The organism is Enterobacter sp. PL_is511 (genome assembly GCF_055816065.1).
Map to the genome: position 1 here is coordinate 1 of NZ_JBVPGP010000011.1, position 25,969 is coordinate 25,969.

At 56.4% G+C, this 25,969-nt stretch carries 22 protein-coding genes; 8 read left to right on the forward strand and 14 right to left on the reverse strand.

Annotated features, from left to right (window positions below; genetic code table 11):
• Positions 1-229: 229 nt before the first annotated feature.
• The 3 genes from AC0TN7_RS00600 to dusC all read right to left on the reverse strand — a co-directional run bounded on the left by AC0TN7_RS00600 (position 230) and on the right by dusC (position 3,524).
• A complete protein-coding gene (locus AC0TN7_RS00600; RefSeq protein ID WP_024908156.1) occupies positions 230-994 on the reverse strand; it encodes an SDR family oxidoreductase in 765 nt (254 codons plus the stop codon).
• 50 nt (positions 995-1,044) lie between these two features.
• A complete protein-coding gene (mdtQ, locus tag AC0TN7_RS00605) occupies positions 1,045-2,463 on the reverse strand; it encodes a multidrug resistance outer membrane protein MdtQ (protein ID WP_267215073.1) in 1,419 nt (472 codons plus the stop codon).
• A 128-nt stretch (positions 2,464-2,591) separates the two neighbouring features.
• Positions 2,592-3,524, reverse strand: a complete 933-nt coding sequence (gene dusC / locus AC0TN7_RS00610; RefSeq protein WP_267216901.1) for a tRNA dihydrouridine(16) synthase DusC — start codon at positions 3,522-3,524, stop codon at positions 2,592-2,594.
• A 167-nt stretch (positions 3,525-3,691) separates the two neighbouring features.
• Between dusC and AC0TN7_RS00615 the strand changes: the two genes are divergently transcribed.
• The 5 genes from AC0TN7_RS00615 (at position 3,692) to AC0TN7_RS00635 (ending at position 8,149) form a co-directional block, all read left to right on the forward strand.
• Positions 3,692-4,087: a CidA/LrgA family protein gene (locus AC0TN7_RS00615; RefSeq protein WP_014884558.1), complete on the forward strand. Its 396-nt coding sequence runs from the start codon at positions 3,692-3,694 to the stop codon at positions 4,085-4,087.
• Positions 4,084-4,779: a CidB/LrgB family autolysis modulator gene (locus AC0TN7_RS00620; RefSeq protein WP_473701755.1), complete on the forward strand. Its 696-nt coding sequence runs from the start codon at positions 4,084-4,086 to the stop codon at positions 4,777-4,779. Before AC0TN7_RS00615 ends, AC0TN7_RS00620 begins: the two co-directional genes overlap by 4 nt.
• A gap of 129 nt (positions 4,780-4,908) precedes the next feature.
• Positions 4,909-5,793, forward strand: coding sequence for a cytidine deaminase (gene cdd, locus AC0TN7_RS00625; RefSeq protein ID WP_473701756.1), 885 nt, complete (start codon positions 4,909-4,911; stop codon positions 5,791-5,793).
• 126 nt (positions 5,794-5,919) lie between these two features.
• Positions 5,920-6,636: an outer membrane permeability protein SanA gene (sanA, locus tag AC0TN7_RS00630; protein ID WP_008500918.1), complete on the forward strand. Its 717-nt coding sequence runs from the start codon at positions 5,920-5,922 to the stop codon at positions 6,634-6,636.
• 124 nt (positions 6,637-6,760) lie between these two features.
• Positions 6,761-8,149 (forward strand): glutamine synthetase family protein, encoded by a 1,389-nt coding sequence (locus AC0TN7_RS00635; protein WP_473701766.1) that lies wholly within the window; start codon positions 6,761-6,763, stop codon positions 8,147-8,149.
• Positions 8,150-8,199: 50 nt separating this feature from the next.
• On the opposite strand, the gene mglC is transcribed toward AC0TN7_RS00635, so the two are convergent.
• The 7 genes from mglC to AC0TN7_RS00670 form a co-directional block, all read right to left on the reverse strand.
• Positions 8,200-9,210 carry a galactose/methyl galactoside ABC transporter permease MglC gene (mglC, locus tag AC0TN7_RS00640; protein WP_008500921.1) on the reverse strand — a complete coding sequence of 337 codons (1,011 nt, stop codon included), beginning with the start codon at positions 9,208-9,210 and terminating at the stop codon, positions 8,200-8,202.
• Between the two features lie 15 nt (positions 9,211-9,225).
• On the reverse strand, positions 9,226-10,746 hold the full coding sequence (gene mglA, locus AC0TN7_RS00645; RefSeq protein WP_008500922.1) for a galactose/methyl galactoside ABC transporter ATP-binding protein MglA: 1,521 nt from the start codon (positions 10,744-10,746) through the stop codon (positions 9,226-9,228).
• Between the two features lie 79 nt (positions 10,747-10,825).
• Positions 10,826-11,824 carry a galactose/glucose ABC transporter substrate-binding protein MglB gene (mglB, locus tag AC0TN7_RS00650; RefSeq protein ID WP_024908164.1) on the reverse strand — a complete coding sequence of 333 codons (999 nt, stop codon included), beginning with the start codon at positions 11,822-11,824 and terminating at the stop codon, positions 10,826-10,828.
• 294 nt (positions 11,825-12,118) lie between these two features.
• Positions 12,119-13,141 (reverse strand): HTH-type transcriptional regulator GalS, encoded by a 1,023-nt coding sequence (galS, locus tag AC0TN7_RS00655; protein WP_024908165.1) that lies wholly within the window; start codon positions 13,139-13,141, stop codon positions 12,119-12,121.
• Between the two features lie 155 nt (positions 13,142-13,296).
• Positions 13,297-14,454 (reverse strand): DUF418 domain-containing protein YeiB, encoded by a 1,158-nt coding sequence (gene yeiB, locus AC0TN7_RS00660; protein ID WP_024908166.1) that lies wholly within the window; start codon positions 14,452-14,454, stop codon positions 13,297-13,299.
• Between the two features lie 19 nt (positions 14,455-14,473).
• Positions 14,474-15,142: a GTP cyclohydrolase I FolE gene (gene folE / locus AC0TN7_RS00665; RefSeq protein ID WP_008500927.1), complete on the reverse strand. Its 669-nt coding sequence runs from the start codon at positions 15,140-15,142 to the stop codon at positions 14,474-14,476.
• A gap of 102 nt (positions 15,143-15,244) precedes the next feature.
• Positions 15,245-16,393 (reverse strand): YbfB/YjiJ family MFS transporter, encoded by a 1,149-nt coding sequence (locus AC0TN7_RS00670; RefSeq protein ID WP_473701757.1) that lies wholly within the window; start codon positions 16,391-16,393, stop codon positions 15,245-15,247.
• A 138-nt stretch (positions 16,394-16,531) separates the two neighbouring features.
• Between AC0TN7_RS00670 and fghA the strand changes: the two genes are divergently transcribed.
• Entirely contained in the window at positions 16,532-17,359 is an 828-nt protein-coding gene (fghA, locus tag AC0TN7_RS00675) for an S-formylglutathione hydrolase (protein WP_473701758.1), read from the forward strand.
• Positions 17,360-17,462: 103 nt separating this feature from the next.
• Here the strand turns inward: fghA and cirA are convergent, their stop codons facing one another.
• The 3 genes from cirA to yieE all read right to left on the reverse strand — a co-directional run bounded on the left by cirA (position 17,463) and on the right by yieE (position 22,163).
• Positions 17,463-19,433, reverse strand: coding sequence for a catecholate siderophore receptor CirA (gene cirA, locus AC0TN7_RS00680; protein WP_473701759.1), 1,971 nt, complete (start codon positions 19,431-19,433; stop codon positions 17,463-17,465).
• Between the two features lie 224 nt (positions 19,434-19,657).
• Positions 19,658-21,127: an amino acid permease gene (locus tag AC0TN7_RS00685; RefSeq protein WP_024908170.1), complete on the reverse strand. Its 1,470-nt coding sequence runs from the start codon at positions 21,125-21,127 to the stop codon at positions 19,658-19,660.
• A gap of 169 nt (positions 21,128-21,296) precedes the next feature.
• Positions 21,297-22,163: a DNA-binding transcriptional regulator YeiE gene (yieE, locus tag AC0TN7_RS00690; protein ID WP_024908171.1), complete on the reverse strand. Its 867-nt coding sequence runs from the start codon at positions 22,161-22,163 to the stop codon at positions 21,297-21,299.
• Positions 22,164-22,260: 97 nt separating this feature from the next.
• Between yieE and AC0TN7_RS00695 the strand changes: the two genes are divergently transcribed.
• Together AC0TN7_RS00695 and nfo are read left to right on the forward strand one after the other, a co-directional pair.
• Positions 22,261-23,307, forward strand: a complete 1,047-nt coding sequence (locus tag AC0TN7_RS00695) for a YeiH family protein (protein WP_248202546.1) — start codon at positions 22,261-22,263, stop codon at positions 23,305-23,307.
• A gap of 64 nt (positions 23,308-23,371) precedes the next feature.
• Entirely contained in the window at positions 23,372-24,229 is an 858-nt protein-coding gene (nfo, locus tag AC0TN7_RS00700; protein ID WP_024908173.1) for a deoxyribonuclease IV, read from the forward strand.
• 47 nt (positions 24,230-24,276) lie between these two features.
• Here the strand turns inward: nfo and fruA are convergent, their stop codons facing one another.
• A complete protein-coding gene (gene fruA, locus AC0TN7_RS00705) occupies positions 24,277-25,962 on the reverse strand; it encodes a PTS fructose transporter subunit IIBC (RefSeq protein ID WP_024908174.1) in 1,686 nt (561 codons plus the stop codon).
• Between the last annotated feature and the right edge of the window lie 7 nt (positions 25,963-25,969).

The following is a 25,969-nucleotide window of genomic DNA, read 5'->3' on the forward strand; positions in this document are numbered from 1 at the left end:
TCAGCTTATTCCTTCAGGCTATCGGGTCGGGCATGAGCCTGCATCCCTGCAGGCCACGCCCTCTCGGCGCATCCCTGCGCCTCGCCCCGGCCTTACGGAAACGCTTCGGCGATTTACAGCCGGACCAGGGCGTCGCTGTAATCTATTAATTTTGCTGAAGCAACGTTCATCGCTTCAGGTAAAAAATGACTGGGGATTCCTCAGCCCTGTGGGAGAGGGAGAAAGGAATCTACCCCTCCGGCTTAAACTGAGGGTTCGCCAGCATAAAGCCCCCGTCGACGATAAACGATTGCCCCGTTGTATAGCTGGCGTCGCTGTCGCACAGCCACGCGACCAGGCTGGCAATCTCTTTGGTATGGCCCGGCCTTGCCAGCGGGATTTCCGGCATTGAACCGTCCTTCACTTCGCTGTCGTCCATGTCATTCATCGGCGTGGCAATGGCACCCGGCGCGACGGCGTTCACCAGAATATTGTGCTTAACCAGCTCCATCGCCATGGATTTGGTTAACCCGCCGAGCGCGTGTTTCGCCGCCGTATAGGCGCTGGCCTCAGGAAGCGGCGTGTGCTCATGCACCGAAGTGATGTTTACAATCCGCCCCCCTTTCCCCTGCTTCACCATCTGCCTTGCGGCAATTTGTGAACAGAGAAACGCGCCGTCCACGTCGACGGTGAAAATATTCCGCCAGTCGTCAAACGGCATCTCGAGGAACGGCGCTTTGGTCATCGCCCCTGCATTATTGACCAGCACGTCCAGCCGACCAAAACGCGCAATCAGCGTTTCAATAGCCTCAGCGCCTTCCGGCAGCGTGCTTAAATCAAGATGGATAGCCTCCGCGCGCTGCCCCTGCGCTTCAACTTCGCGGCAGGTTTCCAGCGCCCCTTTCTCATCCGAGTGCCAGGTGACGCCAATATCAAACCCGCGCTCAGCCAGCATCAGGGCCGTGGTTTTCCCAATCCCGGAATCCGATGCGGTAACAATCGCTACTCTGGTCATACTCACCTCCTGAAAAACTGCAAAGAGGTAAGTATAGATAATGGCCTTTTTTAGCCATGATGATAGCCACCGCCCAGCGCCGAGGTCAGCTGCAGGGTAGCGTCGACATATTGCCCCTTCAGCAGCACGCCTTCGAGGTGCTCTTTGAGGGCCGGTATTCTGGCTTCACTGACACGGGAGCCCGCAATAATCCCCGCGCTGAAACGCGCCTGTGCCAGCGCCACAACCCGTGCCGCATCTTTTTCAACCTGCTGCTGTTGGCCGTTCTTCGCCATCAGCGTTTCGACTTCGCTGGCGGTGCGTGCCACCTGATTGACGGCCTCCACCACCGCTTTGTTGTAGTTGGCTACCGAAAGGTTGTTCTGCGCCTGAGCGATATCCAGGCTGGCGTTCAGCCTGCCGCTGTCAAAAATTGGCAGCGTCAGCCCGGCGGTGACGCCCATCTGCTGCGCGGATGAACGGAACAGATCGCTCAGGTGGAGGGCATCCTGCTGTAAGAACGCCATCAGGTTCACGTCAGGATAGAACGCCGCTCTGGCGGCCTCTACCTCGCTCATGGAGGCTTCGATATACCAGTGCGCCTCCTGAAGATCCGGACGGCGTGCCAACAGTTCATATCCGAGCGTCGACGGTAACGAGGCTTCCACCGTCGGCAAGGCGTGCCGCGTTAGCTTCACGGAGGAGGAGTTCGTCAGCGCGACCAGACGCGCCTCTATGGCTTTCATCTTCCCGTTGACCTCGGCCAGCTGCTCTTCGGTTTTGCTGGCGTTGATATCCGTTTCGACACCCTCCACGGAGGAGGTGATGCCGTGCTGGTACAGCTCGCGATCGGCACCGATAATATTGTCCTGCTCATGTTTGATCTGCGCGAGAACCTCCCCCACGGCGGCCTGCGTTTGCCATTCCCAGTAAAGCCGCGCCACGCTGCTGGCCAGCAGCTGACGGGTCTGCTCCAGCTCCGCTTTTTGCGCATTCACTTTGCCAATCCGGGCTTCGACCTGCGCGCGATTTTTACCCCACAGATCGAGATCCCAGCCTGCGGTCAGGCCAAAGGTGCCGTTGGTGTACCACGGCCCGGTGGTCCCTGCCGCCGGGTCGGTAATGGCAAAGGGTCCCATCAGCCCTTCGGCGGACATTTTCTGACGTTCCGCATCGGCGGAAAAATCAATTTGCGGGCCGTCGGCAGCCATAGTGGCTTTTGCCTGGGCTTCGGCAAGCGTAATCCGCTGACGGGCAATCTGCATATCCGGCGCATCGCTTAATGCTTTCGCAATAAGCCCGTTAAGCTGGGGATCGTTATACGCCTTCCACCACGCATTTTTCGGCCAGTCGGTATAATGCAATGAGGTATTCACAGACTTGGCGGCCGGTTGTGTATTTAGCGGAGAGACGGTGGAATGTTCAGGTGCGCAGGCTGCCAGAATTAATGCAAAGGGGACACTCAGAGATAAAATAAGAGAACGTTTCATTACGCCATATACTCAAAAAATAAAGGCGAAAAATACGCTTGATACTATTTATTTTTTTAGTAATGCGTGGCAATCCGTAAATTGTTATACATTTACATAATCAGAAAATTATTCACCAAATGAATAAATTACTTTGACTGAATAACCCGTGCAATATCAGAGGACGTCTGTAATGTACGAATCTCCTGAAATAACCCCAGCGCTTCATCGTACTCTTTACGTAAATAACTCAGCCACTGCTTAATTCGCGCGACGTGATACAAACCGGTGTCCCCCTGCTTTTCCAGACGACTGTATTTTTGCAGCAGCGTGACGACGTCTGCCCACGGCATCCGCGGTTCGTTATATTTCACCACCCGGCTGAGGTTCGGCACATTCAGTGCGCCGCGGCCAATCATGACCGCATCGCAGCCGGTGGCCTGCAGACAGGCCTGCGCGCTCTCGTAGTCCCAGATTTCGCCGTTGGCGATCACCGGAATGGTGAGGCGTTTGCGGATCTCACCGATCGCCTGCCAGTTAATGCGATCGGCTTTGTAGCCATCTTCTTTGGTACGGCCATGCACCACCAGCTCGGTGGCCCCGGCCTGCTGCACCGCATCGGCGATTTCAAACTGCCGCGCGTCGCTGTCCCACCCCAGGCGCACCTTAACCGTCACCGGCAAATGCGAAGGCACGGCCTCACGCATGGCTTTCGCGCCGCGATAAATCAGCTCAGGATCTTTCAGCAAGGTCGCCCCGCCGCCGCTGCCGTTGACCAGCTTCGACGGGCAGCCGCAGTTGAGATCCACCCCGTAAGAGCCCAGCTCAACCGCGCGGGCGGCGTTTTCCGCCAGCCATTCGGGATACTGGCCGAGCAGCTGAATACGCACCAGCGTGCCGGAAGAGGTCCGGCTCTGGTTGTGCAGCTCGGGGCACAGGCGGAAGAAGGATTTTACCGGCAACAACATATCGACCACGCGCAGAAACTCCGTCACGCAGAGATCGTAATCGTTCACCTCGGTCAGAAGCTCGCGCACGAGGGAGTCGAGCACGCCTTCCATTGGGGCCAGTAAAACACGCATAGCAGTACCTGTGAAAAAAGACGCGCTATAGTATCTGCTCTGTATGTGTGTGGAAAGCTCGGCGTTCCATTCCGGAATGTCTGGTATGCTCAAAATTCATGATGTGATCCATGGCACATTTTTAGGTTTAATTGTATGATGAATGCGTTTCAGCAAGGACTATCACCATGAGCAAATCATTGAACATTATCTGGCAATATCTGCGCGCATTCGTCCTGATTTACGCCTGCCTGTATGCCGGGATTTTCATCGCGTCGCTGCTGCCCATCACCATCCCCGGCAGCATTATCGGCATGCTGATCCTCTTCGTGTTGCTGGCGCTGCAAATCCTGCCCGCAAAGTGGGTCAACCCCGGCTGCTTCGTCCTTATTCGCTATATGGCGCTGCTTTTCGTGCCTATCGGCGTCGGGGTCATGCAGTATTTTGATTTGCTCAAAGCCCAGTTCGGCCCGATTGTGGTCTCCTGCGCGGTCAGTACGCTGGTGGTTTTCCTGGTGGTGAGCTGGAGTTCACATCTGGTGCATGGCGAACGTAACGTGATTGGGGAGAAAACAAAAAAATGATGGACAATATCTGGTGGTCCCTGCCGCTCACCCTTGCAGTCTTTTTCGCCGCACGTAAGCTTGCCGCGCGTTTCAAAATGCCGTTGCTGAACCCGCTGCTGGTGGCGATGGTGGTGATTATTCCGTTCCTGCTGCTCACCGGCATTCCTTACGAACGCTACTTTGCCGGCAGCAAAATCTTAAACGACCTGCTGCAGCCCGCCGTCGTGGCGCTCGCCTTTCCTTTATATGAGCAACTGCACCAGATCCGCGCCCGCTGGAAATCCATCATTACCATCTGTTTTGTCGGGAGCCTGGTGGCGATGATCACCGGTACGTCGGTGGCGCTGATGATGGGTGCCTCGCCGCAGATTGCCGCCTCTATTCTGCCAAAATCGGTGACCACGCCTATCGCGATGGCGGTTGGGGGCAGCCTCGGCGGTATTCCGGCCATCAGCGCGATGTGCGTCATTTTCGTCGGTATTCTAGGCGCGGTGTTTGGCCACACCCTGCTGAACGCGATGCGTATTCATACTAAAGCGGCACGGGGGCTGTCGATGGGCACCGCCTCCCACGCGCTGGGCACGGCCCGCTGCGCGGAGCTGGATTATCAGGAAGGGGCGTTTAGCTCCCTGGCGCTGGTGATCTGCGGGATTATTACCTCCCTGCTGGCCCCATTCATTTTCCCGCTGATTCTGGCGGTGATGGGCTAAAATTTGCGATGCGTCGCGCAAATTTCATTTTGATTTCATAAGTTGCATACATAATGAGAAGCGGATCACATATAAAGCCCTGACGGCTCCGTAAACTACCGATCCATTAACCTTTATGAGGCAAACGCCATGCACCCACGTTTTCAAGCTGCTTTCGCCCAGCTTGCAGAGAATTTGCAGTCAGCCCTTGCTCCCGTTCTGGCAGATGCACACTTCCCCGCCCTGCTGACCGCGGAGCAGGTCACGATGCTGAAACAGGCAACGGGACTGGATGAAGACGCGCTGGCTTTCGCACTGCTTCCTCTGGCTGCTGCCTGCGCGCGGGCCGATCTCTCCCACTTCAACGTCGGGGCCATTGCGCGGGGCGTCAGCGGCACCTGGTACTTCGGCGGCAACATGGAGTTCCTGGGCGCAACCATGCAGCAGACCGTTCACGCCGAGCAGAGCGCCATCAGCCACGCCTGGCTGCGCGGTGAAAAAGCCCTGAGCGCCATTACCGTTAACTACACCCCCTGCGGCCACTGCCGTCAGTTCATGAACGAGCTGAACAGCGGGCTGCAGCTGCGCATCAACCTGCCAGGCCGCGCGCCGCACACGCTGGGGGATTATCTGCCTGACGCGTTTGGCCCGAAAGATCTGGAGATCAAAACCCTGCTGATGGACGAGCAGAACCACGGTTTCGCCCTGTCCGGCGATAACCTGAGCCAGGCGGCGATTACCGCCGCCAACAAGAGCCACACGCCGTACAGCAAGTCTCCGAGCGGCGTGGCGCTGCAGTGCCGCGATGGCCGAATCTTCACCGGCAGCTATGCGGAAAACGCCGCGTTTAACCCGACGCTGCCGCCGCTGCAGGGCGCACTTAACCTGCTGAGCCTGAACGGCTATGACTATCCGGACATTCAGCGCGCCATTCTGGCCGAGATTGCCGATGCGCCGCTGATCCAGTGGGATGCCACTGCCGCAACGCTTAAAGCGCTGGGCTGTACGACAATTGACCGCGTACTGCTGGCGTAATCCTTCCGGCGGGCAGAAATGCCCGCCAGTTTGCTGAAAAACCCCTCAGTTGAGTCGCTGTTTCTTGCGCTAACCAGGCGGGTAAAGTAGCCTGAGTTAAATTTCATCCACGCACGAGCCATCTGCATGTTAAAGCGCGTTTTTTACAGCCTGTCTGTCCTGGTCGGCATACTGCTGTTGATCGTGCTCGGTCTCGACCGCTGGATGAGCTGGAAAACCGCCCCCTACATCTTTGACGACCTGCAGGACCTGCCCTATCGTCAGGTTGGCGTGGTGCTCGGCACCGCCAAGTATTACCGCACCGGCGTCATTAACCAGTATTACCGTTACCGCATTCAGGGCGCGCTGAATGCCTACAACAGCGGCAAGGTGAACTACCTGCTGCTGAGCGGGGATAACGCCCTGCAAAGCTACAATGAACCGGTGACGATGCGTAAGGACCTGATTGCCGCGGGCGTGGATCCTGCCGATATCGTGCTCGACTACGCCGGGTTCCGCACCCTGGACTCCATCGTGCGCACGCGCAAAGTCTTCGACACCAACGACTTCATCATCATCACCCAGCGCTTCCACTGCGAACGCGCGCTGTTTATCGCCCTGCATATGGGCATTCAGGCACAGTGCTACGCGGTGCCGTCGCCAAAAGATATGCTGAGCGTGCGCGTCCGCGAGTTCGGTGCCCGCTTTGGTGCCCTGGCCGATCTGTATATCTTCAAACGCGAACCGCGCTTTTTAGGCCCGCTGGTGCCGATTCCAGCGATGCATGAAGTGCCGGAAGACGCGCAGGGTTACCCGGCCGTCACGCCCGAGCAGCTGCTCGATATGCAGAAAAAAGAGAAATAACAGCACCGCCTTTATAATTTCTTTACGCCGGGCCTGACGCTTTTTATCTCCCCTTTACGTCGGCTCTTTTAAGCTGAGTTCACTGCCGCTACGGCTTCATTGAAGAATGACTATGAACTCGATAATGAATGCGTTTTTCCTCAAAAGTCTCCGTCCGTATTTTAACCTTCCCGGTTTATCACTTCCTGGCGCACTCAATTCCAGTCTCTGGCTTGATGAAAAAATTGACGCCCTGCAGCACAACATTTCAGTGGAAGTAGCCGATTACCTGGAACGTTACCCGCAGACGAAACATGTAGACGTTTACCTGAACGATATCAACGGCACGATGCGTGGCAAGCGTCTGTCGGTGGAGAGCATGCTGAGTCTGGAAAAAGGCTGTTACTTTCCCCTTTCGGTCTACTCGATGGATCAGAAAGGAAAAATCGCCGCCCCGCTTTATGATGAACCGGACCGGCTGTGCGTTCCGGTCGCCGGCTCTTTGCGTCCCTGTCCGCAGGATCCACAGCACAACGCGCAGATCCTGCTGACGATGAAAGACAGCGACGATAGCCCCTGCCCGCTTGAGCCGCGCGTGATACTGCAGAACGTGCTGGCCCGCTTCCACCGGCACGGCCTTTTCCCGGTGATTGCCCCGGAAATCGAGTTCTATCTGACGGGACATGACGATCGGGATCCGCAAAATCAGGGCTGTTTTCATATGGATACCTCGTCGGCGCATGCCGCGCTGTTTGACGAGCTGGAACAGCTGGCGCACCTGCAGCACATCCCGCTGTCAGGGGTCGTAGCGGAAGCCGAGTCCGGTCAGTACGAATTAAACCTGAAGCACAGCCATCGCGTCGTTGAGGTCTGCGATAACGTGCTGGCGCTGCGTCGCCTGACCCGATACGTTGCCGAAAAGCACGGCCTGCAGGCCAACTTTATGGCCAAGCCCTTCAGCGAACTTTCCGGCAGCGGCTTGCACTTCCATTTCAGCCTCAACGACAGCCGCGGCGACAACGTCTTTGCTTCCCCGGTTAACGCGCTGAACAGCATGGTGCGGTTGTGCATCGCGGGCCAGCTGGCGCTAATGCCCGCCTCTATCGCCATTCTTGCGCCAGGCGTCAACGCGTTTCGTCGCCTGCGTAAAAACCTGACGGAACCCGTATTTAACTCCTGGGGCTATAACACCCGCTCCGCCGCTTTGCGTATTCCCTGCTCGGAAGACCACAACCGTCGTATCGAGTACCGGCTGGCCGGGGCTGACGCCAATCCGTATCTGGTGGCTGCTACTATTCTGACCGGCATGCTGTACGGGCTGGAAAATATCGACGAGGAGGAGTTGCCCGAACCGCAGCACGATCAACCTGAACTGCCGCTGTTTCAGCAGGAGGCGATTGAGACTTTTGCCCGCTGTCAGTACCTCACCGACAGCCTGGGCGACGCCTTTTCCGAACAGTGGATCGCCTGCAAGCTCTCTGAACTCGACTGGTTTGAACGCATTGTGACCCGAGAGGAGTCACAGCTGGCATAAGGCATAAAAAAAGCCCGCTCGGTGAGCGGGCCAGGTATCGCGAGAGACGATTATTTCTTACGCGCGTACTTCAGTGAATCCAGCGCAACGGCGAAGATAATGATGGCGCCTTTGATGATGTACTGCCAGTACGGGTTCACGCCGATATAGGTCAACCCGTAGTTGATGACGGTGAAGATGATCACACCGGTCACCACGCCGAGTACGGTACCCACACCGCCGCTGAAGGAGACGCCGCCCACCACACAGGCTGCGATCGCATCCAGCTCGTACATGAAGCCAAGGTTGTTGGTTGCAGAGCCGATACGGCCGGCTTCCAGCATCCCGCCGAAGGCATAGAACACCCCGGAAAGGGCATAGATGATGAGCAGGTTCAGGGCAACGTTTACGCCGGACACTTTCGCCGCTTCCGGGTTACCGCCGATAGCGAAGATGTTTTTGCCAAAGCGCGTTTTGTTCCACAGGATCCAGACGAAGGCCACCGCAATCAGCGCATAGAAGGTGATATACGACAGGCGGAAGCTGCCCAGCGCAATAAACCCTTGCGTAAAGGTCGAGAAGCCGCTGTCAAAGCCCGAGATGGGTGAAGCACCGACAAAGTCGTAATACAGGGAGTTGATACCGTAAACGATGATCATCGTACCCAGGGTGGTGATAAATGGCGTCACGTTCAGGTAGGCGATGATAATACCGTTGATCAGACCAATCACCGCACCGATGGCGCAGACAATCAGGATCACCACGAAAATCGGCATAGTGGCCATTTCCGGGAAGACCTTGTTGGCGTTTTCCATCGACTGCAGCAGGGTTGCCGCGATAACCGCCGCCAGACCTACCTGACGACCGGCAGAAAGGTCCGTCCCCTGGGTCACGATCAGGCCCGCCACGCCCAGCGCAATGATAATACGCACGGAGGACTGGGTCAGAATGTTACTCAGGTTCAGCAGGCTTAAGAACGTAGGGTCCTGGAAAATAATGATAGCCAGCAGTACTAAAAGAACAACGTAAATACCGCCTTCTTTCAGGTAAGTGAGAAAACTTTTTTTATTTAACGCACTCATGAGGAGCCCCTGATCTTAAAGGTGCAAAGACGCAAGACGCAAAATTTCGTTTTGCGTTGTCGTTTTGGTGTCAACAATACCGGCGACGAGACCATTGCTCATAACCAGGATACGGTCTGTGATCCCTAACAATTCCGGCATTTCGGAAGAAATAATAATGATCCCTTTATTCTTTTTCGCCAGCTCGGCAATCAGCTGATAAATTTCAAACTTCGCGCCGACGTCAATACCGCGGGTCGGTTCATCCAGCATCAGAATTTCTGGCTGGGTTAATAACCAGCGGCCGATAATAACTTTCTGCTGGTTACCGCCTGACAGCGAACCAATTTGGGTGCGGTGGCCTGGCGTTTTCACGCGCATGGAGTCAATCACCCATTGGGTATCGCTCTTCATGCGGGAGTTATCCAGTAGCCCGACTTTGTTTTTGTAATTGCGAATGTTAGAAATTAACGAGTTAAAGTTAATATCCAGATAGGCATAAATACCGGTCGAACGACGCTCTTCCGTCACCAGCGCAAAACCATTATTAATGGCTTCGTTGGCGTTGTGGTTATTGATTTTCTTTCCGTGCAGCGTAATGGTGCCTTCGGCTTTCTCACGAATGCCAAACAGGGTTTCCACGATGTCGGTACGCTTTGCCCCCACCAGCCCGGCAATCCCCAGGATTTCACCCTTGTGCAGGTCGAAGGAGACATCGCGGATAGACGGTTGACGCAATGAGGTCAGATTGCGCACTTCCAGAATCACTTCACCCGGCTTGTTTTCTTTGTCCGGAAAGCGCTGGTTCAGGGAACGGCCGACCATCATGGCGATGATCTTGTCCATGTCCAGTCCTTCCAGCGGCTGTGTGGCAATCCACTGGCCGTCGCGCAGGATGGTGATCTCATCGCACAGCTGGAAGATCTCTTCCATTTTGTGAGAGATATACACAATGCCGCAGCCGCGATCTTTCAGCTTGCGAATAATGGTAAAAAGGTGATTAACCTCTTTTTCCGTTAATGACGATGTCGGTTCGTCCATGATGACGATTTTCGCATCATAGGAGAACGCTTTGGCGATTTCGATCATCTGCATCTGGGAGACGGATAATGTTCCCACGCGGGCGCGCGGATCGATATCAATATCCAGCTCGTCGAAAATCGCTTTGGTGTCGCGATACATTTTGTCCTGATCGACAAAGACACCTTTGGTGGGATAACGCCCCAACCACATGTTATCCATGACTGAACGCTGCAGCACCAGGTTTAATTCCTGGTGAACCATCGAGATACCGTTTTCCAGTGCTTCTTTCGCTGAATGGAAATCGATCTCTTTCCCCTGAAAAAGAATGCTGCCAGAATCTTTTTGATAGATCCCAAAAAGACATTTTAATAATGTTGATTTACCCGCACCGTTCTCACCCATTAAGGCGTGAATAGAGTGAGGACGAACTTTTAAATTAACATTATCGAGTGCCTTAACGCCGGGAAATGACTTGTTGATACCGCTCATTTCCAACAGGTATTCACCGGATGACTGAGTAGTTGTGCTGACCATAATTATACCTTGTTGGCCTCGCATATCGCGTTATAAAAGGGCGCAACGAATTGCGCCCAGTGGAGACAGTACCGCTAACTTATTTACCGATAAACTCAGCCAGGTTGGACTGGTCTACGCCCACGTAAGGTACGCGAACGATTTTGTTTTCAATTTTCCAGTTGGTGCCATCTGCCGCGCCTTTGCCATCGGCCAGGTTTTTCGCCAGATCGAAGGTCGCTTTCGCCTGGTTGTTGGCATCGTTCAGCACGGTACCGGCCATCGCACCGGATTTAACCAGCGCCAGCGCTTCTGGCAGCGCATCCACACCGAATACCGGGATGGACGATTTGTTGTGCGCTTTCAGCGCTTCTACCGCACCCATTGCCATCGCATCGTTGTTGGCGATAACCACTTCGATTTTGTTCGCGTTAGGGCCGGACAGCCACGCGTCCATCTTATCTTTCGCCTGAGCGGTATCCCACATCGCGGTATCTAACGCCAGCTGCTGGGTTTTCAGCCCCTTGTCGTTCAGCTCTTTGATAACGTAAGTGGTACGCGCTTCAGCATCCGGGTGGCCTGGTTCGCCTTTCAGCAGCACGAACTGAATCTGACCGTCTTTGTTCAGGTCCCAGTTCGGGTTCGCCGCCCAGTGTTTGGCGATCAGATCGCCCTGAATAATACCGGACTCTTTGGAGTCGGTACCAACGTAATACGCTTTGTCGTAGCTATCCAGCGCCTTACGGGAAGGTTCTTTGTTGAAGAAGACGATCGGCACGTTCTGGCCGCGCGCTTTTTCAATAACCGTGCCTGCTGCAGCCGGGTCAACCAGGTTGATGGCCAGGGCTTTCACGCCTTTCGCCAGCAGAACGTCGATCTGGTCGTTCTGTTTGGACTGGTCATTCTGGGAGTCGTTCATCAGCAGCTGAACGTCTGGCGCTGCTTTCGCATCTTTCTCAATCGCTTTACGCACAACAGACATGAAGTTGTCGTCGTATTTATAGATGGTCACACCAATACGGGTATCCGCAGCGTGCGCTGCTGCACCAAAAAGCATGCTTGCCATTACAGCAGACAGGGTCAACACCTTCTTATTCATGGTATCTCCGGTTTTTTTATGCAGGGTAGTTCTTGTGAATAACGATCGGCGGGCAGGTGTTAATAAAACGTTACTGACAGCCGAAGTTCACTTATAAAATTTCTATCTTCCGTGTTCGGTAACGCTCCAGAAATGCGTTTTATTCGTTGTTTGCGGCACGTTGGCTATAGTGAAAGTGAATAATCACCGTTACATAGCGTTTCAGCTCCTAAAACGCTGACATCATAGTCAGCGCCTTGTTAAGATACTGTGAATTTACTCACAGATTGAAAACGGTTACATCACCTCATGTAATCAGTTAGTGATCGGAACCACAGTTTGCCTGGCCGCGACGGAGTGGCGACGCACTAAAGTCGGCATGAAACAGTGCGTTGCGCCCGGATCCAGCAGCCCTGCCGCCCCCTGTAACGCCAGCTCAGTCGCCAGTTTCGCCATAGAGGCAATGGGGTAGCGCACCGTTGTCAGCTGCGGGTCGGTGTAACGGGCAATCGGAATATCATCAAATCCAATGAGTGATAAATGCTGTGGCACCGCAATGCCGTTATCCTTCAGCGCAGTCAGGGCCCCTGCCGCCATGCTGTCGTTATAGGCAAACACCGCAGACAGCTGCAGGTTGCGGCCCAGCAGCTCGACCATCGCCGCTTCACCGCCCTGCATGTCCGGCGTACCGGTTCCCACCCAGCTTTCGGATGGCATAATGCCGTGCTCTTTCAGGGCGTTTTGCCACCCCTCGCGCCGCAGGTCATCATCTTCGATCTGATGGCTGGAGGCCAGATAGCCAATCCGCTGATGCCCGTTGTTAATGAGCATTTTCGTGGCCATCATGGCGCCGCTGACGTTATCCAGCCCGACGCAGCGATGGGCATAGCCGGGGACGATACGGTTAATCAGCACCATGCCCGGGATCTGATCCATAAAGCCGGTTAGCTCTTCATCGCTCAAGGCTTTTGAGTGGACAATCAAGGCGTTACAGCGCTGGCGGATCAGCACTTCGATGGCATGGCGCTCTTTTTCCGCCTCATGATAGCTGTTGCCGATCAGGACGTATTTCTGATGCTGCTGGGCGACCACGTCGACCGCTTTCACCAGCGCGCCGAAAAAGGCATCTGATACATCCATCACCACCACGCCGATGGTGTCGCTGACCTGCGTCGCAAGCGCCTGCGCATTGGCATTTGGCCGGTACCCGAGCTGGGTCACGGCTTTCATTACGGTTTCACGGGTTTCAGGGCTGACCAGCGCGCTGTTGTTCAGCACGCGCGAGACGGTAGCCACAGAAACGCCCGCCTGACGGGCGACGTCACGAATGGTGATCATATTCACCATCCTTCAAAGGATTGCAGCAACTCACAGACACCCCCTGTGTTTAGCAAGGTGGCTATTTTGGCAGCGAGAGAAAGGGGACTACGTGAAGAAGCTCACACTCATGAAAACGCTTACATCCGTTTTGTTAATGATTGTGATCCAGATCGTTATCTGGATGTGTTTTTCAATGATACCCCTGAAGCATGTGCGGTTAACTGACGCCACACCCACTCCAGCGGTCCCTGGCGGAAATAACGTAGCCAGAGAACAGAAAACGCCAGGTTAACCACCCAGACCGGGATAACAAACGCCAGCAGCGTGAGGCGGTCGAATTTCATAAACAGGCCAAAGCGATAGAAAAGCGTGGTGCAGAGAAGCGTTTGCAGTAGGTAGTTGCTCAACGCCATACGGCCCACGCAGGCGATAGCGCTGACGATCCACAGGCGGGAAAGCGTTGGCCAGAAGCCATAGATCAGCGCCGCGTAGCCGATGGTCTGAAACGGCGCGCTCAGTTCACGCGGCACCTGGAGCAGGAACGCGCACCAGCGGTAATCCCAGTGGATATGCCACTGCACCATCACCGCCGGGAGATTAATCAGCACGCCGAGCAGCACCAGACCGACGCCGGTACGGCGATAGTGACGCAGGCTGAATTCGCCTTTCAGCCAGCCGGTGCGCATCAGTGACGCGCCCATCAGCATCATGCCCGCCAGCTGCCAGCCGTATTGCGCCCCCAGCGCAAGGAGGTTGTCCCCCAGCATATCCGCGCGGTTGCTTATTGCTTCCGTACCGCCTTTCAGCTTCCAGAACTGCTCGTACTGCAGGTTAGCGGCATCCGGGATCCAGGCACGGTTAGTCGCCTCGCCGGAGATCATCCCCAGCAGCAGCAATACGGCAAGCCCCATGACATAGAGCATCACGCCGGTGTTAAACAGGCTTTTAACGCTGTGCGCATCGCGAATCAGACGCCAGCAGATGAGCCCGACTAACCCATACGCGAGAAGAATATCGCCGTCCCAGAAGAACAGGCCGTGAATAAAGCCGAGGATAACCAGCAGCGTCAGGCGCGACTGGATCCAGCGCGTACCGCGTTTGAGGAGAAGCTGCAGGCCTGCGCCAAACAGCAGGGCAAAGAGCGTGAGGAATTTGACCTGCGCAAAGAGGTCGAGGATCGCCCACGTCCAGGCATCACTGCGGGTGATGTCGCCATACCATGCAGGATTGAGATAAGCCGCCTTCGGCAAACCGAAGGCGGTGATATTAAGCAGCAGGATACCGAGAATGGCGACGCCGCGAACAAAATCGAGCGTGACGTTTCGCTCCATGGTCCCTGCCCTGTAAGACTTAGTTGTGGTGACGTACGGCGCGCAGGAACTCCTGGCGGGTATTCTGGCTCGATTTAAACAGACCGCCCAGCGAGGTTGTGGTGGTCGCACTGGTGGCATCGCGCACGCCACGCGCCTTCACGCAGTAGTGAACCGCGTCGATAGAGACGGCCACGTTATTGGTGCCGAGCAGCGTTTGCAGCGCGGTCAGGATCTGCTGGGTCAGGCGCTCCTGCACCTGCGGACGCTGAGCAAAGAACTGCACGATGCGGTTGATCTTCGACAGGCCAATCACCGTATCTTTGGGGATATACGCCACGGTCGCTTTACCGTCGATGGTCACGAAATGGTGTTCGCAGGTGCTGGTCAGCGTGATATCGCGGACCGTCACCATCTCATCCACTTTCATCTTGTTTTCAATGACGGTGATTTTCGGGAAGTTGGCGTAATCCAGACCCGAGAAAATTTCGTCGACGTACATTTTCGCGATGCGGTGCGGCGTCTCCATCAGACTGTCGTCACTCAGATCGAGATTCAGCAGCTCCATGATATCGGTCATATGACCGGCAATCAGACGCTTGCGGGTTTCATTGTCCAAATCCTGTACGGGCGGACGCAGTGGCGTTTCAAGACCGCGCGCAACCAGGGCTTCGTGGACCAGGGCAGCTTCTTTACTGAGTGATGACATTTTGTTCTCCTGCAGGTGTGGCGTCTTTTGCCCTCGTTGTGGCAAAAGTATGCGTTCATTGTGCGTGAGGCGGCGCACATAATCCAGTATTCACGACGATAATTATTGCAATTGCTGTTGCCTTTCAGCGTGACGATTCCAGACCAGGGCTCCGCCGACGAACAGCGCCACGCCCGCCAGCCCCAGCGCGGGCTCCAGCCGGTGGGTAAGCCAGGTTGATAACGCCGAGGTCATCGGGCCAATCAATTGCCCTATCGCATACCCGGTGGTGAGCAGGCCGGCCATATAGCGCGTGTGGTTTGGCGCCAGCTCGCGACCGTATAAAAGAGAGAGCTGCACGGCACACAAAAAGCCGCCTCCCACCAGCAGCCCGCCCGTCAGCAAACCGCCAATCCCCGGCAGCAGCCAGGCCGCCAGCACGCCCGCCCCCTGTAACCACAGCACGATAGCCAGCCTGCGGTTAGCCGTTGAGGTGTGGCGTAAAAGAATACTTAGCGCAATGCCCACCACGGCGGCGAGACCAAAAATCGGCCAGACAAACTGGGCAAACATGCTGCCGGGAAAACGCACCGCCGCCATTTGCGACAGGAAGGTCGCCGGGAGGATATAGCCAAACCCGGCCAGGCTGTAGCTCCAGACCAGGCGCTTTAAATCCGCCGTCAGCAGCAGCGGCTCCGGCGCGGTGCCGGGTCGATGGAGCTGCCCGGATCGCGGCAGGTAGCGCGCCACCAGTGCAATCAGCACCAGCGCCAGCACGCCGTAGATTTGCCATGCCGCCCCGGCCGACAGGGATTTCGCCTGGATATAGACGGCGAGCAGCCCGCTCAGGGCGATGCCCGCCCCCGGTCCGGCAAACACCGCAGCGCTCAGCCCCGGTTTACCGAGCTGCCCCAGCCGTTCGTTGGTCCAGGCGGCAATGAGTACCATCGACCAGCCGCTCATGCAGCCGATGACAAAACGCAGCAGGCCGTGCACGACGGCGTTTTCCGCCGCCGCGGAGAGCAGCGTCAGCGCAACCGCGCCGGTGATGCCAAGCCAGAGGCGCGTTTCAACGAAGCGGTGCGCACGCATCGCATCCCACGCGCCCACCAGATAGCCCAGATAATTCATCGCCGCCACCAGACCCGCGCTGGTCAGCGTAAGCTGTCCGGCAGCAATCATCAGCGGCACCTGGGGCGTAAAAGCAAAGCGCCCTATCCCCATCGCCACCACCAGCACGATAAACCCACTGAGCGCAATACGCAGCGCCATGACCGCTCCAATTGTTAAAGAAAAGTAAATTTATGATGCAGCATCTCGCCCTCTGGCGAAAGTGAAAGTTACTCACAGGTCAATGAAAAGGCTGTATTATGGTTTTTATGAATACGCATTCTCATTAAGGAGCCCTGCATGGAACTGCTCGAAGAGCACCGTTGTTTTGAAGGTCGACAGCAGCGCTGGCGGCATGACTCCACCGTCCTGAACTGTGCGATGACGTTCAGCGTTTTCCTGCCCCCGACGGAAAATCCGCCGGTTCTGTTCTGGCTGTCAGGTCTGACCTGCAATGACGAAAACTTCACCACCAAAGCGGGCGCGCAGCGTATTGCCGCCGAGCTGGGCATTGCGCTGGTGATGCCAGACACCAGCCCGCGTGGCGATGATGTGGCCGACGATGCCGGATACGACCTGGGCAAAGGCGCCGGGTTTTATCTCAATGCGACCGAGCAGCCCTGGGCGCGCCACTACCGCATGTATGATTACCTTCGCGATGAGCTGCCCGCGCTGATACAGTCCGGGTTTGCGGTAAGCGACCGCTGCGCGATTAGCGGCCACTCCATGGGCGGACACGGCGCGCTCATCATGGCGCTGAAAAATCCAGGAAAATACGTCAGCGTGTCGGCATTTGCGCCAATTGTGAACCCTACTCAGGTGCCGTGGGGGCAGAAAGCCTTCGCGAACTATCTGGGGGAAGATGAAGCGAATTGGCAGGAATGGGACAGCTGTGCGCTAATGCTGGCCAGCAAAGCGGAAGCGGCGATTCCCACCCTTATCGATCAGGGTGATGCGGACCAGTTCCTCGCCGGACAACTGCAGCCTGCGGTGTTTGCTGAAGCCGCGCGCCAGAAGGACTGGCCGCTGACGCTGCGCATTCAGCCGGGATACGATCACAGCTATTACTTCATTGCGTCCTTTATCGAAGATCATCTCCGCTTCCATGCGGAGCATTTATTTGCATAAGCGCTGCCTGTTTTGCCCGGTGGCGCTTCGCTTACCGGGCCTACGGGCCTGTGCCCTTATGTAGGCCGGGTAAGGCGCAGCCGCCACCCGGCACATTACCCCATCAGAACTTATAATCCACGCCGACAAAGTAGCGACGGCCATCTTCCGTGTAGCTGTAATCGTCGCGGCTCAGATCTTTGTCCAGCAGGTTCTGCACGCCCGCACGCAGCTTCACGCTTTTCGTCGCCTGCCACGCGGCGCCGGTATTCCAGATGACATAGCCACCCGGCGTTGGTTCACTGCTGGTCAGCGCGCGTTTCTCACCGGTGTAGTTGCCCTGAACATAGAACGACCAGTCCTGCGTCGCCTTCCAGTCAACGGTCCCGTTGGCGGTGTGGAACGGCAGATCGGACAGCGGCTTGTTGCCGCCGTTGCTGATATCACGACCGTCGTTGTACGTATAGTTAAGGGTCACTTTCCAGTCTTCCGCCAGCGGGAATTTCAGCTCGGTCTCCACCCCGCGGATGCGCGCCTTGTTAACGTTGTAGTAGCGGAAAATCGGTTCACCGTCGGCATTCAGGCCAACGTAGTTAGGGTAGCTCTGGGCCTGTTTCGCATTGGCCGTACGGCTGATGCTGATGCGGTCATCGACGTTATTCTGGAAGGTGGTGACGCTGGCCTGCACGCCCTCTAACCAGCCCTCTTCCCCGCTGTAGTAAAGACCGAACTCGAAGCTCTCGCTGGTCTCCGGTTTCAGATCCGGGTTACCGACAATCTCACAGGCACCACGACACGAGCCGGTGACCCAGTCCGGGCTCAGCTGCAGCAGTGATGGCGCTTTAAACGCGGTCGCCCAGCCCCCTTTCACCGTTACGGTATCGGTCGCGTTGTAGACCAGATAGGCGCGCGGGCTCCAGTGGTCGCCGTAGGTATCATGGTCGTCCATACGGATACCGGTGGTCAGCGCCAGAGGTTCAAAGAGACGCCACTCATCTTCAAGGAACAGGGCATACTGGCTTGTCGACGTACTGCTGCTGGAACCGCCCGTCAGGTTGACCGGATCCTTCAGCTTATCGTGACGCCATTCGCCGCCAAAGGTCAGCAGCTGGTTGATGTCGCCCAGCGGCAGCACGTATTTTCCGTCCACCGCGTTGCTCTCGGAGGTGATCGGATTGCTGTTGCCCGGGTTTTTGTTATCCACCTTTTCGCCGTAGACCTTCAGCTCGCTGTTGCCGACGCCCCAACGACCGTTGTGGCTGAGAGAGTAGTTCTGACGCTCAAGGCGGTTTTTGTCGAGGGAATCCGAGTCACGATCCTGACGATCGAAACCGTAGCCCGCCGTAAAGTCGTGATTTTCAGACGGCGTCCAGGCGAACTCCACATTCGCATCGCGGCTAGTGAAGCCCTCAATGCGCGGCGTTTCACCGCTCGCCGTGGTAGAGGACTTCTGCTGACCGTCTTTCTCACGCTTCGCGAGGCTACCGTAGGCTTTCAGCCCCAGCAGGCCGTCCACCAGCGGCCCGCTGGTATAGAACTGCCCGTTATAGGTGTCTCCACGGTCGCGATGTTCCTGAATTGTGGAATCGGCGCTCAGGGTACCCGTCCATTTCTGGCCGATTTTCTTGGTGATAATGTTCACCACGCCGCCCAGCGCATCGGAGCCGTAAAGAGAAGACATCGGGCCGCGCACCACTTCAATTCGTTCGATGGCGTCAACCGGCACCCAGTTGAGGTCGAAATCATTATGGCGGAACACTGCGTTACGGGAATTGACGCGCTTGCCGTCGATCAGGATCAGCGTATAGCTGCTGTCCAGTCCACGAATACTTACCCCTTTACGGTTGTCCCCTTCGCTCGTGAGCTGAACGCCCGGCACCTCCCGTAACACATCTTTCAGATTCTGAACGGGTTTGCGCTGCAAATCTTCCTGGGTGATGACGCTGATGCTTGCCGGTGCGTCTTTCAGGTTTTGCTCGGTCGCGGAGGCCGTGATAACCATTGTGTCGCCGGATTCCGCTGCGATAACAGGCAGGGCCAGGGACATTGCGGACGCGCAAAGTCCTCCCCTGACGAAGGGATTCAACCTAAACATTCCATATCTCCATGAGGTAAATACAACTCAATCAAATCATCATTGCTCACAGCGTCTTCCCTGCCGCCCACATCTGCGGTGGGTCGGTAGCACGCTTATTTTTGATAACGATAAAGCAAACGATAATTATTATCAATTGAATTGTTAAGAAATATATCTTTGTTTCAGAATGTGGGAATAAAAAAGCCCGCTCAAACGAGCGGGCTAATAGAGAGGAAGTGCGGTTATTGTTTAAATCGTTCCGGGAATTCCATTTCACTGTAGCGAACGAATTTTGTTCCTTTCGTCAGCTTGTAACCAAACCAGATGACGAGGAACAGCGGAATGCCAATGTAGGTTGCCGTGACGGCGCCCCAGTCAATGGTATCCGCCAGGAACGCTTCATAGTTCTGTCCAAGCGTAATGATCAGGCACAGAATGAAGGCGAAAATGGGACCCAGAGGGAAGAAGCCGGAGCGATACGGCAGCGAGTTAATATCGTGACCCTGCTTGACGAAGCCACGGCGGAAACGGTAGTGGCTAATGGCAATCCCCAGCCAGGCAATAAAGCCCGTCATCCCGGACGTGTTAAGCAGCCACAGGTACACCGTCTGGTTGCCAAACATAGAGGTCAGGAAGCACAGACCGGCAATCACCGTGGTGGCATACAGCGCGTTACGCGGAACGCCGCCACGGGACAGCTTCGCGAAGATACGCGGGGCTTTACCGTCGCATGCCAGCGTGTAGAGCATACGGGTGGACGCGTACATCCCGGAGTTACCGGCTGAAAGCACAGCGGTCAGGATAACGGCGTTCATCACTGCCGCAGCAGAAAGCAGACCGGCGTGCTGGAAGACCAGCGTGAACGGACTGACGCTAATGTCTTTAACGTCATTACGCAGCAGGCTTGGATCGGTGTACGGAATGATCAGGCTGATAATGAGGATCGCGAACACGTAGAACAGCAGGATACGCCAGAAGACCTGACGGACCGCGCGCGGAATATTTTTCTCAGGGTTCTCTGACTCACCGGCAGCGATACCAATCAGCTCGGTCCCCTGGAAGGAGAAACCGACAATCATCGCCACGCCAATCATCGCCGACAGTCCACCGGCAAACGGCGCATCGCCTGTTGTCCAGTTACTCCAGCCCGCAGGTTCTGCGCCTTTGAAAATACCAACGATCATCGCCACACCGACGACGATAAAGATGATGACGGTTGCCACTTTGATCAAAGAGAACCAGTATTCCGCTTCGCCGAAACCGCGCACGGAGATGTAGTTCAGCAGGAAGATGACGGCCAGGAACAGGGCGCTCCAGATCCAGCCCGGCGTATCGGGGAACCACCAGTTCATCACCAGCTGCGCGGCGACAAGGTCAACGGCGATAGTGACCGCCCAGTTGTACCAGTAGTTCCAGCCCAGCGCGAAGCCGAAGCCTTCTTCAACGTATTTTTGACCGTAGGTCGAAAACGAACCGGATACCGGCATGTACGCGGCCAGTTCGCCGAGACTGGTCATCAGGAAGTACACCATCAGGCCAATCAGGATATAAGAGAAAAGTGCCCCACCCGGGCCGGCTGCCGAAATCGTTGCGCCAGAGGCAACGAAAAGACCTGTACCGATTGAGCCTCCAATGGCGATCATCGTCAGGTGACGCGCCTTGAGTTCACGACGTAGCGTGGGCGCTTCTGTGGTTTTAATTTCTGAAACCATATGAAAATGCTGTCCATTTAATAAATGAGGCGCGATTGTAGCAGACGATCCGCGTTCCTTCCGGCAGAAATACTCAGTTATAAGAGAGCTTCATGACTCGGCCAGGATTATAAGTAAAGCATAATTTTTCCCTCTCCCCTTTGGGGAGAGGGTCAGGATGAGGGGAAGATTACATCTCGCAATAGCGCAGAAAACGCTGCAGCGAGCTGGAAAGGTGTTTCTGACGATGATGAATGCACCACAGCGTACGCACCAGCTTCGGCAACGGAACCGGGATTTCAACCAGCGACCCCGTTTCAAGCTGTTCGGCAATGACGCGCCGGGAAAGACAGCTGATCCCCAGGCCATGACGCACCGCGTGCTTGATGGCCTCAGAGTTCCCCAGCTCCATCCCTAACTGGAAATGCGGCAGATGGGAAAGCAGCAGATAATCGACAATTTCACGCGTGCCGGAGCCCTGTTCGCGCAGGATCCACTGCGCCTGCGCCAGGCGCTCCAGCGTCACCTCGCCCTGCAATAACGACGAGGCCGGGGACGCAAACACCACCAGCTCATCTTCCAGCCAGGGCTCGGCAATGATATCGACGTTATGACAAGGCCCTTCGATGAGGCCGATATCCACGCGGAAATCGATCACCGCGTTGATAACGTCCTGGCTATTGCCCACGCTCATCTCCAGCGGCAGGGTCGGGAAATCCCGGCGGTAGCGGGCAATCACTTCCGGCAGGATGTAGTTCCCAATGGTGCTGCTGGCATAGACGCGGATCGCGCCGTTGTCTTCGCGGAACAGCTGTTCGATTTCGATAGCCTGCTCCAGCAGCGCCAGCGCGCGTGGATAAAGAAGACGACCGTGCTCGTTGACCACCAGACGCTTCCCTACCCTGTCGAAAAGCTGCACGCCCAGCTGTCCTTCAAGATCGGTCAACGCCGCGCTGACCGCAGACTGCGAGAGCGCCAGCATTTGTGACGCCTGGGTCGTCGAGCCGCTTTTCAGCACCTCGGCAAACACTTCCAACTGACGCAATGTAATGTGCATGGTTGCTTACCACTTATATAGATTGATTATAAGTATATAATCAATTTTATTTTTAAGCCAGAGCGCCGTAACCTTTAGCCAGACAAAGGAGAAGGTTATGTCAGAAATCACCTTACAACATCATCGTACAGTGTGGCACTTCGTGCCGGGCCTCGCGCTTAGCGCAGCAGTGACCGCCGTTGCATTATGGGGCGGCAGCATCCCGGCTATCGCAGGCGCGGGTTTTAGCGCGCTGACGCTCGCCATTTTGCTCGGCATGGTCGTGGGAAATACCGTTTACCCACATATCTGGAAATCCTGCGACGGCGGCGTGATCTTTGCCAAACAGCACCTGCTGCGTCTCGGGATCATCCTTTACGGCTTCCGCCTCACCTTTTCGCAGATTGCAGACGTGGGGGTGAGCGGGATTGCCATCGACGTCCTGACCCTGACCAGCACCTTTTTACTGGCCTGCTTTATCGGCCAGAAAGTCTTTGGCCTGGATAAGCAAACCAGCTGGCTGATCGGTGCCGGGAGCAGTATCTGTGGGGCCGCGGCGGTGCTGGCAACAGAGCCCGTCGTTAAAGCCGAAGCCAGCAAGGTGACCGTGGCGGTGGCGACGGTGGTGATCTTCGGTACGCTGGCGATCTTCCTCTACCCGGCGATGTATCCGCTGGTGGCGCACTGGTTTAGCCCGGAAACCTACGGCATCTACATCGGTTCGACCATGCACGAAGTGGCCCAGGTGGTGGCGGCAGGACATGCCATTAACCCGGAAGCTGAAAACGCGGCGGTGATTGCCAAAATGCTGCGCGTGATGATGCTGGCACCGTTCCTGATTTTCCTCGCGGCGCGGGTTAAGCAGCTGGCACCGGCAGGCGGCAGCGAGAAAAGCAAAATCACCATTCCGTGGTTTGCGATCCTGTTTATCGTGGTGGCGATTTTCAACTCCTTCCACCTGCTGCCGAAAGCGGTGGTGGATATGCTGGTGATGCTGGATACCGTGCTGCTGGCGATGGCCATGGCAGCGCTGGGGGTGACAACGCACGTCAGCGCGCTGAAAAAAGCCGGTGCCAAACCGCTGCTGATGGCGCTGGTGCTCTTCATCTGGCTGATTGTCGGCGGCGGTGCCATTAACCTCGCGGTGCACAGCCTGATGGCATAAACCATCTCGTCCTTCTCCTGCTAACCCGCTATCATAAGCGTTTCGGGTTAGCAGGAGTTTTTTTATGAAATATGTTGGAGCGCACGTCAGCGCTGCAGGTGGCCTTGCGAATGCCGCCATTCGCGCCGCCGAAATCGAGGCGACCGCTTTCGCCCTGTTCACCAAAAACCAGCGCCAGTGGCGCGCCGCAGCGCTCACCGCTGAAGTGATTGATGATTTCAAGGCTGCCTGTGAGAAGTACCACTACGGGCCAGGCCAAATCCTTCCCCACGACAGCTACCTGATCAACCTCGGTCACCCGGTTGAAGAGGCGCTGGAAAAATCCCGCGAGGCGTTTCTTGATGAAGTACAGCGCTGCGAACAGCTCGGGCTGACGCTGCTGAACTTCCATCCGGGCAGCCATCTGATGCAGATCGACGAAGATGCCTGCCTGGCGCGCATTGCCGAGTCCATCAACATCACCCTGGACAAGACCAAAGGCGTCACCGCGGTGATTGAGAATACCGCCGGTCAGGGCAGCAACCTCGGCTTCAGGTTCGAACATCTGGCGGCGATTATCGACGGCGTGGAGGATAAATCCCGCGTTGGCGTGTGCATTGATACCTGCCACGCGTTCGCCGCCGGCTATGACCTGCGCACAACCGAGGCAACGAAAAACACGTTTGATGAGTTCGAGCGCATTGTGGGCTTTAAGTACCTGCGCGGCATGCACTTAAACGATGCGAAAAGCGCCTTTGGCAGCCGCGTTGACCGCCACCACAGCCTCGGCGAAGGCAACATTGGCCACGATGCGTTCCGCTTCATTATGCAGGACGCCCGCTTCGACGGTATTCCGATGGTGCTGGAAACCATTAATCCGGATATCTGGGCAGAAGAGATTGCCTGGCTGAAGGCACAGCAAACCGCTGAACAGGCGGCATAAAAAAAGCCGGGTGCGTAATGCAACCCGGCTTTTTTGTTGTTTATCGCTTACGCTGCTTTTGCCACGACTTCCGCTTCCGGACGTTTCAGCACCGCGTAAGAGAGACCCGCCACCAGCGTACCGGCAACGATGGCCAGCAGGTAGCCCAGCACCGGCGTGATAGCGCCAGGGATCAGCAGCACGAACAGACCGCCGTGTGGTGCCATCAGCTTCGCGCCAATCGCCATGGAGATTGCCCCCGTTACCGCGCCACCCGCGATACAGCAAGGCAGTACACGCATTGGGTCACGGGCCGCGAACGGAATCGCCCCTTCGGTGATGAAGCACAGACCCAGCACCAGCGCCGCTTTGCCGCCTTCCTGCTGTGCTTTATCGAACTTACGACGGGCAATAATCGTCGCCAGGCCGAGAGCCAGAGGAGGCACCATACCGGCCGCCATGATCGCCGCCATTGGCGCGTAGGTCTGGGTACTCAGCAGGCCAACACCAAAGGCGTACGCCGCTTTGTTCACCGGACCACCCATGTCGGTACACATCATGCCGCCGAGGATTGCACCCAGCAGAACCGCGTTTGCGGTACCCATGGTTTGCAGCCAGTGGGTCAGACCCGCCAGGATGCCCGCAACCGGCTTACCAATCAGGTAAATCATCGCCAGACCGACCACCAGGCTGGAAATCAGCGGGATGATCAGGATCGGTTTCAGCGCTTCCATACTCTGCGGCAGCTTGAGCTTCGAGCTGATGAGCTTCGCGACGTAACCGGCCAGGAAGCCCGCGATAATCCCGCCGATAAAGCCGGAACCCGTGCTCACGGCCAGCATACCGCCGATAAGGCCCGGCGTCAGGCCAGGACGGTCAGCGATGGAGAAGGCAATAAAGCCCGCCAGTACCGGCACCATCAGAGCAAAGGCTGAGCCACCGCCGATCTGCATCAGCGCAGCGGCCAGCGTGCCTTGCTCTTTAAACGCGGTGATACCAAACGCGAACGAGAGAGCGATACACAGACCACCCGCCACCACCATCGGCAGCATGTAAGACACGCCGGTCAACAGATGGCGATAGGCGCCCGCAGACTCTTTCTTACCTTCTGTCGCGGTTTGACGCGCGCCGGTTGCCTGATACGGCTTCGCTTCTACCAGCGCTTTATCAAACTCCTGCGCGGTCTTTTTCAGCGCCAGGCCGGTAGATGTACGGTACATTGGCTTACCGGCAAATTTCGCCAGGTCCACTTCGATATCCGCCGCCACGATCACCAGATCGGCCTCAGCCACTTCTTCTGGGGTGATAGCGTTGCCGGCACCGACGGAGCCACGCGTTTCAACTTTTACCCACCAGCCGCGTTTTTTCGCTTCGGTTTCAATGGCTTCAGCCGCCATAAAGGTGTGAGCCACCCCCGTCGGGCAGGCCGTCACCGCAACAATGCGTTTCGGACCCGTGGCCGCAGCCGGTGCCGCTGCGACAGGCGCGCTGTAGACAGACGCGTGACCTTTCGCTTCGCTAAGGAAGAGTTCCGGGTGTGCCACCGCGCGATTAATATCGCCCAGCCACACTTTTTTGCCGTTCAGCGCACTGTCAGCCGGGATTTTGTCGCCCAGTACAATGGCCAGTTCTGCATCGCCTGGATTATCGATAATCTCCAGATGTGCTTTTTGTGCCGCCGCGCCCAGCAAGGTCTTCGCCATATAGGCGCGAGCCTGTCCGAGACCGGAGTCAATGATCAGCAGCGTTTTCATTATTCCT